This is a genomic window from Ascidiimonas aurantiaca (assembly GCF_037646345.1).
In the GTDB taxonomy this organism is placed as follows: domain Bacteria; phylum Bacteroidota; class Bacteroidia; order Flavobacteriales; family Flavobacteriaceae; genus Ascidiimonas; species Ascidiimonas aurantiaca.
Map to the genome: position 1 here is coordinate 1 of NZ_JBBEWR010000012.1, position 12513 is coordinate 12513.

Below are 12513 nucleotides of genomic sequence, written 5' to 3' on the forward strand. Positions count from 1 at the left end.
TTGATTCTTCTGAATATGTCATAAATAAGTCAATTTTGTGTCAACTTATTTCAGGACGGGACAGCGGTTAACCTTAAAAAGCATCCGGCTTCCGGGTGCTTTTTTTTATACTTTTCTATGAACCAAATACACTCCCAGCAGTATTACCGCTCCTCCCAATAATTGAAAGGCACTGAGTATTTCACCGTCCCAGATACCCCAAAAAATAGCCATTAACGGCATGGTATAGGTAACAGAAGCGGCAAATACGGGGCTTGATATGCTTATGAGTTTATTGAAAACCACTTTGGCCATAGCTGTACCAAAAAGAGCCAGTACAGCTACATATACCAGGGATTTCTGCATGGAGGGTGCCTTCCATACATCTGAAAAGAATCCGGTGGCATATAGAATAACCAGAGCCGGTAAAACAATAGTAACTAAATTACCGGTAGCAATGGTGAGAGGACTATATTTGGTAAGATGTTTTTTAATGATGTTAATATTAAAAGCATAACAAACAGAAGATCCAATTACCAATATACTGTACCAGTAGTTTTGACCGGGATTGAAATCACCACCTTTCACGATAAGCATAAGCGTTCCCAAAAGCCCTATAAATACTCCTATCATTTGCCTTTTGGTAATCATAACACCAAAAAAAATAATCCCGATAATTACTGTATTCAAAGGAGTTAGTGAATTTAGCATTGAAGCTACGGCACTGTCGATCTCTGTTTGTGCAAAAGCAAACAAAAAAGCGGGAAAAAATGATCCCAGAAAACCCGATATGGCGATCCAACCCCATCCTTTTCCTTTAATGTTTTTTAAAGTTCCGGATCCGACTACCAACAGAAAAAATGCTGTGAAAGCTATGCGAAGTGCTCCCATTTGATAAGGAGTTAACCCTATGAGTGCTTTTTTTATTAATATAAACGAGCTTCCCCAGATTATAGAAAGGGCAATAAGATACCCCCATTTGGCACTTTGACTCCCCATAGCCAACTACTTTTTTCAATTGAATTGCAAATGTGAGGTTTTTAAGTGATTTCCAGCAAATAGAAACCCGGTGTTTTTTTAACCTAGCTAAAAAGTATCTCTTGTTAAATAATAGACTTTCATTAGGCAGAGTACAGTATCTTTGCAAAAAATATACATAAATTCAACTCAAGTACAATGAAAAAAACAATGCTGCTGGCTATTATAGCCATAGCCACCATAGTAGTATCCTGTAAACAGGAAAAAAAGGAAGAGAGCCCTTCTCAAATGGAACAGATAATGGCTGTTCACGATGAAGTGATGCCCGAAATGAACACCATTAATAAATTGATAAGTGAACTGGAGAAAAAAACAGACACTACTGAAATGGCCATAAAATATCAAGAGGCCAAAACAAACCTTATGGATGCACATACCGCAATGATGGATTGGATGAAAGGTTTTGGAGATCGTTTTGATTCAGACGAAATTCTCAAAGGAAAAGCACTCACCGAAGAAAAACAGAAATGGCTGGATGAAGAAGAAGTGAAGGTAAAAGAGATGCGGGACAAAGTAAACAGCAGTATTGCCGAAGCAAAAAAGCTATTAGGATTAGAAGAATAGAACCAAAGCAGGGCAAAAGCCCTGCGTTTATTTCATATTGGTTTCCCACTTAAGTGTTTCCATAATGGTGCGTATGTCTTTTTTGAGATAATGGGCTGCGGGTAGAATAGAGTCGTAGTTTGGTTTTGCATAAAAATACAGGGCCCCTGTAAGAAAGTGTGTTGAATTGTCTGTGACATAAAATTGAGACTGGGAAGCTGCATTACCTCCTATCTCATAAAGCATTCCATATACCCTGGCCTCTGCGTTTTCAAATGGCTGCTCACTAATGTTATCTGCTTTGATAACATGTTCGTAAGTAAGCTTTTGTGCATCTCTTAATAAACTATCAAGATTATTGGCTACCTTTCTATAGGTTAAATGTATAGAAGCTTTCATAGCAGGATACTCCAGAACAAGCTGGCATGCCTGCGATGCCTTTAAAACAGCTTTTACATTTTTATTAAAAACAAAAGGGCAGTCATTTTCCAGGGGTTTATAAGAAGCCTCAGGATAATCAAGACGCAACATGGCTCTAGGCTTGGGAACAGGTTGTTCGCAGCCTGTAAGCGTAAAGATCAATATAAAAAGTACTGTGTAAAAAGTTTTCATGAAGGTAAGGTGACTTTTATCTGCTTAATACGTTTTTGGTCAAGTGCCTCTACCTTAAACGTATAATCGTTAAATGTTATTTTATCTCCGTTCTTGGGAAAGCTTCCTGCAATTTCAAGAACAAAACCTGCAATGGTTTCAGATTCACCTTTTCCTTCTTCAAAGGGCGCCTCATCTTTCAGTTTTATCACGCGATAGAAATCTCTTAAAGCAGTTTTACCCTCAAAAACATAATTAAACTCATCCAGTTTGGAGTAAATCAGGTCATCATCATCAAATTCATCACTAATATCACCAACTATCTCCTCTATAATATCTTCCAGAGTTACAAGACCGGAGGTGCCTCCATATTCATCAACTACAATAGCAAGATGATTTTTCATGTCTTGAAACTCTTTTAAAAGATCGTCAAGCTTTTTATTTTCAGGGACAAAATACGGTTCTCTTTTAAGCTTCACCCAGTCAAAACTCGATTTATTCAGGTAAGGTAAAAGGTCTTTCACATAAAGTACGCCGGTAACATCGTCTATATTCTCTTTGAATACCGGTACCCGTGAGTAGCCATTTTTTACAATTTCATCAATCACTTCTACGAATGTGGTTTCTTCACTCAAAGCAAAAATATCTATCCGGGGCCGCATTACCTGGCGGGTATCTGTATTTCCAAACGAAACAATTCCTTTAAGTATCTTTTGCTCTTCCTTGGTAGTATCTTCTTCTGAAGTAAGCTCCAGTGCCTGCGAAAGCTGATCTACCGAAAGATTTGATTTCTGCTTACCCAGCTTTTCGTGAAGATATAATGTTACGGCCCTCATTGGCATGGTAATAGGTGTAAAAAGACGATCCAGAAAAGTAAGTGGCAATGTCATAAAATGAGCAAAACGCACATTGTTCCTGCTCGCGTATATTTTGGGGAGTATTTCCCCAAAAAGTAGTATTACAAAGGTAACCAGACCCACTTCAAGCAGGAAACGCAACTCTATCCATCCAAAATATCGATAGGTAATATTCCCAAACAACTGGTCACTGATGGATGCGAATATCAGGACTATTGAAATATTAATAAAGTTATTAGCAACCAAAATAGTGGCCAATAATTTTTTTGGCCTTTGAAGTAGTTTTACCAATAGGTTACTTCTGGGGCTGTTGGATGCTGTTTCTTCATTGATCTCTGTTTGAGAAAGTGAGAACAAAGCCACCTCTGCTCCCGATACCAAAGCAGAACAAACCAAAAGCACAAGCAGTAATATTACTTTGATAATGAAATTACTGTCTGTAGTAACAAAAAGGATGAGCCAACTCGAGGGTTCAGGGTCCAAATATTCAGTTTTTGGTTATACTTCAATTAAAACGGAAGATCATCATCTTCTGCATTTTCCTGAACAAAGGTATCTTTTCGGGAAACAGGTTCTGTCTGGGACGGGGTCTGTGATGAAGGAACCGGCTTTCCGGTATCCATTGCTTCTTTTTTGGTGGTAAGAAAGGTAAAATCAGTTACCTGTATTTCGGTTGAATAACGAGTATTCCCGTCTTCTCCCTGCCACTGGCGGGTTTTTAACCTTCCCTCTACATAAATACGATCTCCCTTACTAAGATATTTTTCACAGACTTCTGCCGCTTTATTTCTTACCACAATGTTATGCCATTCTGTGTTTGTAACTCTCTCACCTGTCTGTTTGTTTACATAGGTTTCATTGGTTGCCAGCGGGAAACGCCCAATACTGTTGCCACCTTCAAAATAATGCATCTTTACATCATCTCCTAAATGCCCTATTAGCATTACTTTGTTTAATGTGCCACTCATAATTCTTTACTTTGTGTTTATATCAAATGTACTAAAAATTGCAAACTTCTAAAAACCGTAATCTTCCACAAAATTAGCAATCAAAACGGGAAAGGCATACTCTTTTATAGTATTTACCTCAGTACCGTTTTCAATTTCTGAGTCCAAATGTACAATCCAGAATTTAGTATGAATATGTTGATGTGAAAGTTTGTGTACTATACTTTTTTTATTGTAAAGCTCTAGTTTTGATTTTCTATCTCCAACAATATTTTTATAAAGGTCGCAGTTTGCAATTTCTTCTTCGGAAAGCTCATGCTCACTCTCCAGTAAAGGAAACTCATACAGGTGTTGCCATATATCTTTCGTAAGCCGTTGTTGTAATAGAGTGCTCTTCTTATTGGTAGCTACCAAATAGTTAAAATAGCGTTTTTTCACCTTTCCTTTTTTAAGTTTTACAGGAAGGTTTTTTACTTGTCCTGAATTAAAAGCAACACAATTGCTTTGTAAAGGGCAAAACATGCAATGGGGGCTTTGGGGTTTACATTGTCTCGCACCAAATTCCATAATGGCCTGATTGTATGTGCCTGGTTGTGATGTACTTATGTATTGTTTGGCTATTTCTTTAAAGATCTTCACTCCTTCTGTGGAATTAATAGGGGTATTAATACCAAAATATCTTGCCAGCACTCTGTAAACATTCCCATCTACTACCGGTACAGGTTCATTAAAGCAAATGGAAGCAATGGCGCTTGCCGTATAATCGCCAACTCCTTTTAATTTTAAAAGGCCGCGGTACGAATCAGGGAACTTTCCATGGTATTTTTCTACTATTTCACGAGCGGTAAAATGAAGGTTTCTTGCTCTGCTGTAATATCCAAGGCCCTGCCACAACTTCAACACTTCATCTTCTGAAGCAGCCGCCAGATCAAACACTGTAGGGTACACATTCACAAACTTCTCATAGTAAGGCAGCCCTTGTACTACCCGTGTTTGCTGCAACAGGATTTCAGAAAGCCATATGTGATAAGGATTGTTTGTTTTACGCCAGGGTAAGTCCCGTTTATGTTCATTATACCAGTATATAATAATTTCAGTAAAATCCATATTTCGTTCAAAAATTCAAAAGTAAAAGTTTATATAGTTAAATTTTAATTAATTAGGGTATAACTTTTGCCCAATTAATTTATATATTTGCAACCCCTAAAATTCATACAGTATAATAAAACAATTAAAAAATGACGAAAGCAGATATCGTAGCTAAAATTTCCGAGAAACTTGGAATGGAAAAAGGAGATGTACAGGCAACTGTGGAATCTTTCATGGATGAAGTAAAAAATTCATTGGAGAGTGGAGATAATGTATATTTACGCGGATTTGGAAGCTTCATAATAAAAACAAGAGCTGAGAAAACCGGTAGAAATATCTCTAAAAATACTACGATAAAAATACCGGCACACAATATTCCTGCTTTTAAACCTGCTAAAGTTTTTGTTGAAGGTGTAAAAAGTAGCGTAGAAGTAAAGTAATAATAAAATAAAGAATTAAGCATGCCAAGTGGTAAAAAGAGAAAGAGACATAAGGTAGCTACGCACAAGCGTAAAAAGCGAAGAAGAGCTAACCGACATAAGAAAAAGTAGTTTTATGCAACTACTTTTTCTTTTAAAAAATCCAACGTTCATTGAAATTGAAATTCTGTTGTATAAAACAGCATTTCACCGGGTTAAAAACCTGTGAAAAATTATTGTTTAATCCATCTGTATCGGTTTAAGCCGATATTGATACAAATTAATTCAGAGTGAATAAAGAACTAATTGCAAGATCTGGTTCCTCTGACGTTGATTTTGCCTTACTTAAGGATGGAAAACTAATAGAATTACACAAAGAGGAAGACGATAATGTTTTCTCAGTTGGCGACATTATGCTTGCCAAAATAAGAAAACCGGTTCCTGGTCTTAATGCCGCATTTGTAAATGTAGGCTATGAAAAAGATGCATTTTTGCATTATCATGACCTGGGGCCTAAGCTCACTACTTTGTTAAAATTCGTAAAAAGTGTAAGCACAGGTAAATTAAAGGATTTTTCCTTAAAAAACTTTCCATTTGAGCAAGATATAGACAAAGATGGCGTAATCACCAACGTCTTAAAATCTAATCAGTCTATACTGGTACAAATCGTCAAAGAACCTATTTCCACCAAAGGCCCTAGAATAAGCTCAGAGCTTTCAATAGCAGGACGCTATTTGGTATTAGTACCTTTTTCTGACCGTATTTCTATTTCACAGAAAGTAGAATCAAAAGAAGAAAAAGACCGCCTTAAAAGGCTGGTACAAAGTATTAGGCCTAAGGGGTTTGGAGTCATTGTTCGTACCGTAGCAGAAGGCAAAAAAGTCGCAGAGCTGGATAAAGATTTACAAAACTTGCTGAGTCGCTGGACCGCAATGTGTAAAAAAATCCATAAAGCTGAATACCCTTCAAAAGTTCTTGGAGAACTCAACAGAGCAGCCTCTATTTTAAGAGATGTATTTAACGATACCTTTACCGGTATTTATGTTGATGAAGAGACGCTTTATTATCAAATTAAAGACTATTTGCACGAGATCGCACCACATAAAGAATCAATTGTTAAGCTTTACGAAGCTTCAGTGCCGATCTTTGAAAAATTTGGTATAGAACGCCAAATAAAAACTTCATTCGGAAAAACGGTTTCCATGAGCAAAGGTGCCTATCTAATTATTGAACACACCGAAGCTCTTCACGTTATAGATGTAAATAGCGGAAACCGCTCCAACAAAGCAAAAACTCAGGAGGGTACAGCTCTTGAGGTAAATCTCATAGCAGCCACAGAAATCGCAAGGCAACTCCGGCTAAGAGACATGGGAGGAATCATAGTTATTGATTTTATAGACATGTCTAACAGCGAAAACAGGAGGAAGCTTTTCGATCATTTACGAAATGAGATGAGAGAAGACAGAGCCAAACACAAAATACTACCACCCAGTAAGTTTGGCCTAATACAGATTACTAGGCAACGAGTACGACCTGAGAGAAACATTAAAACCAGGGAGGCTGACCCTAGTGAAGCTGGTGAGATCGATGCTCCGATTTTGATAATTGACAAAATCTCTGCTGATCTCGAAAAAATAATTAATAGTAAAAATTACAAAAACGGTTTGGTGCTTAACACACATCCGTTTATAGCAGCCTATCTAACAAAAGGATTTCCATCCGTACGTTCTAAGTGGTTCTTAGAATACAAAAAATGGGTAAAAGTTTTACCTAGAGATGCTTACACATATTTAGAATACCGCTTTAAAGATAAAAGTGGTGCTGTAATAAAATAAAAAAAGCGTTCGCACTTTGCGAGCGCTTTTTTTATTTTTGAACCTATGGAAAAGAAGGTATCATACACACTCTCTGAAGCGATAAGTAAAATGGAGGCCTTTTGCGCTTACCAGGAAAGATGCCATAAAGAAGTAATTGAACGTCTTCGGCATATGAATATGATCCCTATATCTATCGATCATATAATGGGGCACCTCATTGAACATAACTTCCTCAACGAACAACGATTTGCCCGCAGTTTTGCCAGGGGTAAGTTCTCTATTAAAAAATGGGGTAAAAAAAGGATCGTAAATGAGCTAAAACTGCGTGGTATATCTAAATATAACATACAGGAAGCCCTTAAAGAAATTCCGGAAACTGAATACTATCAAACATTTAACAATCTGGCTCAAAAAAAATTTGATGCACTTACTGATACTAACCAGCTAAAGAAAAAGAAAAAACTTATTGATTATCTTTTATATAGAGGCTGGGAACCGGCTATGGTATATGAGAAAGCATATGAGCTTATACCCTGATACCTAAACTCTTATGCGTTTTAGTTATGGCCTGTTCATTTTTAAAATCAATCCAACGCTGCCCCTTCCACTTACGCATTACATTATCAAAATGACGCATAACCAACACATTATACGCCGCTTTGGCAAGGTTTGAGGGTTTTCTGGGAAACGAACGCAAACTCATAGAAAAACCCGGGGTAATATACTTCATATAATGCCAGTACCCTTCGGGCATATATAGTGTTTCACCATGCTCAAGATGGGCAATATAGCCTTTGGCATTTCGTAAAGCGGGCCATTTATCATAATCAGGATCATCAAAATCTATATCTTCCCTCGATATAAGGGAATGCGGTACCTTATACATATATTTTGACTGGCTTTGATCTAGTATTATACATTGTTTCTTTCCATGAAAATGAAAGTGCAGAATATTGGAGTAATCAATATCAAAATGCATAAATACTTTACTGCTTTCTCCTCCAAAAAAAAGCATAGGGAGCTGTTTTACCAGTTTCAAACCAATATCCGGCCATTCAAAATCATTTTGTAATGACGGTACTTCCTTCATAAGGTTATAAAGAAATATGCGATAATTCGTAGGCTCTTTTTTAAGGAGTTGTATATACGCACTCATCTTCATTTTAGCATGTGGTTCGTTAAAACCATCCTTATAATCAACCGGCCTGTCATCATACAGAGGAACGGTTTTTTCACCGGCCACTTCCGCAATATAATCCAGGCTCCATTTAGAATGCGCGTCCCAGTTCTTTGTTAAGTTTTCAATAACCAAAGGACGTTGTGGCTTGACATAGTTTTCTAGAAAATCCTTTTTGGAAATTGTTTTTACGCGCTGTATTTGTTTTAACTCCATAAACCGTAACCCTTAAAGCCCGACAAATTTAATAAAAGGTTTTAAAATTGTTATCTAATTATTACAGGCAGAAACTTATTTATGACTTTGCCATTTTCCCTTTTTCTTTCGCCAATTTGTTTTTCTCGATAGTGTGCCCGGGTCTGCTCCACTTAGGTTTTTCTCCCAAAGGCATTATTTGAGAGTCTTCTGCCTCAACAGTAACCGGTTGTTCCTTTTTATCAAAAGGTTTTTGAGGGGTAAGCCCCAGAGCTTTAAACATTTGCATGTCTTCGTTAACATCAGGGTTAGGTGTAGTTAACAGTTTATCTCCCGCAAAAATTGAATTGGCCCCGGCAAAGAAACACATAGCCTGGCCTTCTCTGGTCATTTGGGTTCTGCCTGCTGAAAGCCTTACCTGGGTTTGTGGCATGACTATTCGCGTAGTAGCCACCATTCGCACCATTTCCCAAATTTCTACCGGTTGCTGGTCTTCCATAGGTGTACCTTCTACTGCTACTAAAGCGTTAATGGGCACAGATTCTGGTTGCGGACTCAATGTAGATAATGCTACCAGCATTCCAGCCCGGTCATCAGGTTTTTCACCCATACCTATAATTCCTCCGCTACATACAGTAACGTTGGTTTTTCTAACATTGTTTATAGTCTTAAGACGGTCTTCATAACCTCTGGTAGATATCACTTCTTTATAATATTCCTCAGAAGTGTCCAGATTGTGATTATAGGCATACAAACCGGCTTCTGCCAGACGTTTTGCCTGATTCTCAGTTATCATACCAAGTGTACAACATACTTCCATATCCAGCTTATTAATGGTACGTACCATTTCCAGCACCTGATCAAAGTCTTCTCCATCTTTTACATTACGCCAGGCAGCACCCATACAAACTCTTGAAGAACCGGATGCTTTAGCTCTTAAGGCTTGTGCCTTTACCTGTTGTACAGACATAAGATCATTTCCGTCAATATCTGTGTGATATCGCGCTGCCTGTGGACAATAGCCACAATCTTCAGGACACCCTCCTGTTTTAATTGAAAGCAGGGTGGATACCTGTACCGTATTGGGATCGTGATATACTCTATGCACCGAGGCAGCTTTATACAGAAGCTCCATAAAAGGCATGTTGTAAATATCCAGTATTTCCTCTTTGGTCCAGTTGTTTCTTATTTCACTCATATTGTCTGTGATTGTGGTTTCAAAAATAACAAAACGAATTGGGTTTGCCCTACAGGGCTATTCAAAAAAGCTTCTTTTAACAATGAAGCATTTACGGGAGCTTTCTCATTATACGGTTCCCGGTTAAGGGAGCGTCAACAAAACGCTCACTGCATTCCCTCCAAAACCTACCGCATTAACCAAAACCTTTTTAATACTATCGGGAGCCTTTTGGCTAGTGAGATAAGGCACCTCAAAAAACTCCTGGTTTTTCATCATTTGTATGGCCATTTCAATACTTAACACTCCCGAAGCTCCAAATGTATGACCAATTTTCCATTTATTGGTAGTAAGTGCCGGTAGCCGATCTTTAAATATTTTCTCTATGGCTTTAAACTCAGAAAGATCTCCTTTTATGGTACCCGGTGCATGCATAATAATAACGTCGATCTTATTTTCATTAATACTCCCCAGGGCCATTTTCATAGATTTCTGAAAGCAAACGGCTTCTGCTGAAATTGAAATATTATGCTGAAGTGGTTCTGTAGCATAGCCCACTCCTTCAATATAAGCCAATGCATTGCTTTTTTCTCCTGACTCCAGGCAAATGGCTGCCGCCCCTTCTCCCAATACCATAGTATTGGTATTTTTTTTCAGGTCCAAAGCTCTACACGGGTATTCATCCATTTCGTTAGCATAAATCTTAAGGGCCTTCATTTGCGATATCGTAAAAGGGGTGAGGGAAGCCTCACTTCCTCCTACAAGAAATCTGTTGGCCATTCCAGACTGTAGCCAGGCAACCCCGTTCAATACAGCGTGAAGTGCTGTAGAACACGTAATAGAATGGGATATTTCCGGGCCACGGGCACCCAGGTCATTGGCTACCCAGGATGATATATTACCCAATGTTGTGGTAGGTGAACTTAAGGTTGATGATTTCCCTTTATTTAAAAACTCACTATAATATTTCTCAAATAAAGAAGTAGCTCCTCTGGAGGAACCTATGTTTATACCAAACTCTGTTTCTTTTTCCCAACCTGCATTTTCAAGAGCAACCCTGGAGGCATACATAGCGTATAACACTGTATTATCAAGAAACCGATATTTGGTATCGGCCTCTCTTAAACCTTTTATTTTGACACTATCTGCTTTTGATAAAGGAGCCATGAGAGCATTTTCTCCCTGCATTTCTTTGCTTACAATGGCATGCTGCGACCCTTTATAAGAAGTATAAACTTCCTCAAAACTGGTTCCTAAAGGTGAAACAGAACCTAATCCGGTAACTGCAATTTTTAACCGCATCTGGAAAAATTTGATACTAAATAAAACCGCAAAACTACCGTATTCCCATAACCCTGTCAAACAAAATCTTGTTTTTAGTGAATATGAGAAGTATCCTGCTTTACACTACTTCATCCAGAGCCTTACGTATTACAGTATAGACTTTATTTAATTGCTCTTCGTTAATTACATACGGGGGTAATATGTAAATGGTATTCCCCAGCGGTCTCAGGAAAACACCGTTTTTCATAAAAAAATGAAAAAGCCGGTCGCGCAAACTGCCATAACGCTCCATTTCTACATTTAACTCGAGGGCATAAATAACTCCTAATTGCCTGGTAGTTAAAACTTTTGCATGGTTTCGTATTTTATGATCAAACTGCGTATGCATTTCTGCAATAAAATGACGCTGCCGGGTAATGGTTTCAGACAAAAGTAACTCTATCCCGGCCAATGCCGCGGCACAAGCCGGAGGATTAGCTGTATAAGTGTGCCCGTGAAAAAAACCCCGTGAAACATCATCGTGGTAAAAAGCATCGTAAATATGTTGTGAGCAACTAGTTACTGCCATAGGCAGAAGTCCGGCAGTAAGTGCTTTGGAAAGACAAATAATATCAGGCTTTACCGCTATCTGATCACTCGCGAACAAAGTTCCTGTTTTTCCAAAACCGGTCATTACCTCATCGGCAATACTCACAATATCGTATTCTTTGCATAACTGCATGAGAAGCTCCAATACTTCTGCATCATATATTTTCATGGCGGCAGCCCCCTGCACCAGGGGTTCAAAAATAAACCCTGCTACATTACCCTTCCCGATCAGGTTCTTAAACTTTTGCAGCACCTCGTCCCGGTTGGTATCATCGGGAACGGGTATGCGTTCTACGGTTATAAAGAACTCTTCAAAAGGGCCGTTATAGACAGATAAACCCGAAGCTGACATGGCTCCGAAAGTATCACCATGAAAACCATTCTCCAGAGCTATAAGTACATTTTTTCCGGTACTTTTATTAAAATGGTACTGCAATGCCATTTTGATCCCTACTTCGGTAGCGGTAGAGCCATTATCAGAAAAAAAGAGTTTAGATTGATTTTCCGGTAATATATCTAACAATCGCTCTGACAGTTGTACCGCAGGCTCATGAGTAAACCCGCTGAATACTACTTGATCGAGCACTGTCATTTGCTGTTGCACTTTCTTTACAATATGCTCGTTACAATGCCCGTACATGGACGTGTACCATGAAGCGATGCCGTCTATATATTCATTTCCGTCTTCATCGTACAAAAGAGCTCCCTGGGCCTTTACCAAAGGAATCGCCTCCGGGTGAAGCTTATGTTGTGTTAAAGGGTGCCAGATGTTTTTTTTATCTCTTTCTTTTAAACTCATTCGAATTACTTCT

The 12513-nt window shown here is 38.4% G+C and carries 13 protein-coding genes; 4 read left to right on the forward strand and 9 right to left on the reverse strand.

All coding sequences use genetic code 11. The features are described 5' to 3' along the window. Positions 1–105 precede the first annotated feature (105 nt). On the reverse strand, positions 106–978 hold the full coding sequence (locus WAO84_RS12570; protein ID WP_340066193.1) for a DMT family transporter: 873 nt from the start codon (positions 976–978) through the stop codon (positions 106–108). A 177-nt stretch (positions 979–1155) separates the two neighbouring features. Here WAO84_RS12570 and WAO84_RS12575 point away from each other — a divergent pair, with 177 nt between their 5' ends. Further along, positions 1156–1581, forward strand: a complete 426-nt coding sequence (locus tag WAO84_RS12575; RefSeq protein ID WP_340066194.1) for a Vmc-like lipoprotein signal peptide domain-containing protein — start codon at positions 1156–1158, stop codon at positions 1579–1581. Positions 1582–1608: 27 nt separating this feature from the next. On the opposite strand, the gene gldD is transcribed toward WAO84_RS12575, so the two are convergent. Genes gldD through mutY form a run of 4 tightly spaced genes read right to left on the reverse strand, consistent with a single transcriptional unit; the run spans position 1609 to position 5062 of the window. Then, a complete protein-coding gene (gene gldD, locus WAO84_RS12580; RefSeq protein WP_340066195.1) occupies positions 1609–2172 on the reverse strand; it encodes a gliding motility lipoprotein GldD in 564 nt (187 codons plus the stop codon). Further along, positions 2169–3491 carry a gliding motility-associated protein GldE gene (locus tag WAO84_RS12585; RefSeq protein WP_340066196.1) on the reverse strand — a complete coding sequence of 441 codons (1323 nt, stop codon included), beginning with the start codon at positions 3489–3491 and terminating at the stop codon, positions 2169–2171. Before WAO84_RS12585 ends, gldD begins: the two co-directional genes overlap by 4 nt. A gap of 26 nt (positions 3492–3517) precedes the next feature. Beyond that, entirely contained in the window at positions 3518–3976 is a 459-nt protein-coding gene (locus WAO84_RS12590) for a single-stranded DNA-binding protein (protein ID WP_340066197.1), read from the reverse strand. Positions 3977–4024: 48 nt separating this feature from the next. Next, positions 4025–5062: an A/G-specific adenine glycosylase gene (gene mutY / locus WAO84_RS12595; RefSeq protein ID WP_340066199.1), complete on the reverse strand. Its 1038-nt coding sequence runs from the start codon at positions 5060–5062 to the stop codon at positions 4025–4027. A 131-nt stretch (positions 5063–5193) separates the two neighbouring features. Between mutY and WAO84_RS12600 the strand changes: the two genes are divergently transcribed. The 3 genes from WAO84_RS12600 (at position 5194) to WAO84_RS12610 (ending at position 7817) form a co-directional block, all read left to right on the forward strand. Further along, positions 5194–5484, forward strand: coding sequence for an HU family DNA-binding protein (locus WAO84_RS12600; protein WP_340066201.1), 291 nt, complete (start codon positions 5194–5196; stop codon positions 5482–5484). 269 nt (positions 5485–5753) lie between these two features. Then, complete coding sequence (locus WAO84_RS12605) at positions 5754–7298, forward strand: Rne/Rng family ribonuclease (protein WP_340066203.1); 1545 nt, start codon at positions 5754–5756, stop codon at positions 7296–7298. A gap of 45 nt (positions 7299–7343) precedes the next feature. After that, positions 7344–7817 (forward strand): regulatory protein RecX, encoded by a 474-nt coding sequence (locus tag WAO84_RS12610; RefSeq protein WP_340066204.1) that lies wholly within the window; start codon positions 7344–7346, stop codon positions 7815–7817. On the opposite strand, the gene WAO84_RS12615 is transcribed toward WAO84_RS12610, so the two are convergent. The 4 genes from WAO84_RS12615 to bioA all read right to left on the reverse strand — a co-directional run bounded on the left by WAO84_RS12615 (position 7807) and on the right by bioA (position 12500). Then, positions 7807–8673: a cupin-like domain-containing protein gene (locus tag WAO84_RS12615; protein ID WP_340066206.1), complete on the reverse strand. Its 867-nt coding sequence runs from the start codon at positions 8671–8673 to the stop codon at positions 7807–7809. The two genes, WAO84_RS12610 and WAO84_RS12615, sit on opposite strands and share 11 nt — an antisense overlap. Before the next feature lie 79 nt (positions 8674–8752). Then, positions 8753–9850: a biotin synthase BioB gene (bioB, locus tag WAO84_RS12620; RefSeq protein WP_340066207.1), complete on the reverse strand. Its 1098-nt coding sequence runs from the start codon at positions 9848–9850 to the stop codon at positions 8753–8755. A 123-nt stretch (positions 9851–9973) separates the two neighbouring features. Beyond that, positions 9974–11131 carry a beta-ketoacyl synthase N-terminal-like domain-containing protein gene (locus tag WAO84_RS12625; RefSeq protein ID WP_340066208.1) on the reverse strand — a complete coding sequence of 386 codons (1158 nt, stop codon included), beginning with the start codon at positions 11129–11131 and terminating at the stop codon, positions 9974–9976. Between the two features lie 100 nt (positions 11132–11231). After that, complete coding sequence (bioA, locus tag WAO84_RS12630; RefSeq protein WP_340066209.1) at positions 11232–12500, reverse strand: adenosylmethionine--8-amino-7-oxononanoate transaminase; 1269 nt, start codon at positions 12498–12500, stop codon at positions 11232–11234. Between the last annotated feature and the right edge of the window lie 13 nt (positions 12501–12513).

Excerpts from the sequence above, each read along its gene's own strand:
- WAO84_RS12625 (WP_340066208.1), bottom strand. The coding sequence starts at position 11,131 with ATGCGGTTAAAAATTGCAGTTACCGGATTAGGTTCTGTTTCACCTTTA.
- WAO84_RS12590 (WP_340066197.1), bottom strand. The coding sequence starts at position 3,976 with ATGAGTGGCACATTAAACAAAGTAATGCTAATAGGGCATTTAGGAGAT.
- WAO84_RS12575 (WP_340066194.1), top strand. The coding sequence starts at position 1,156 with ATGAAAAAAACAATGCTGCTGGCTATTATAGCCATAGCCACCATAGTA.
- WAO84_RS12610 (WP_340066204.1), top strand. The coding sequence starts at position 7,344 with ATGGAAAAGAAGGTATCATACACACTCTCTGAAGCGATAAGTAAAATG.
- gldD (WP_340066195.1), bottom strand. The coding sequence starts at position 2,172 with ATGAAAACTTTTTACACAGTACTTTTTATATTGATCTTTACGCTTACA.
- bioA (WP_340066209.1), bottom strand. The coding sequence starts at position 12,500 with ATGAGTTTAAAAGAAAGAGATAAAAAAAACATCTGGCACCCTTTAACA.
- WAO84_RS12615 (WP_340066206.1), bottom strand. The coding sequence starts at position 8,673 with ATGGAGTTAAAACAAATACAGCGCGTAAAAACAATTTCCAAAAAGGAT.
- bioB (WP_340066207.1), bottom strand. The coding sequence starts at position 9,850 with ATGAGTGAAATAAGAAACAACTGGACCAAAGAGGAAATACTGGATATT.
- mutY (WP_340066199.1), bottom strand. The coding sequence starts at position 5,062 with ATGGATTTTACTGAAATTATTATATACTGGTATAATGAACATAAACGG.
- WAO84_RS12570 (WP_340066193.1), bottom strand. The coding sequence starts at position 978 with ATGGGGAGTCAAAGTGCCAAATGGGGGTATCTTATTGCCCTTTCTATA.
- WAO84_RS12600 (WP_340066201.1), top strand. The coding sequence starts at position 5,194 with ATGACGAAAGCAGATATCGTAGCTAAAATTTCCGAGAAACTTGGAATG.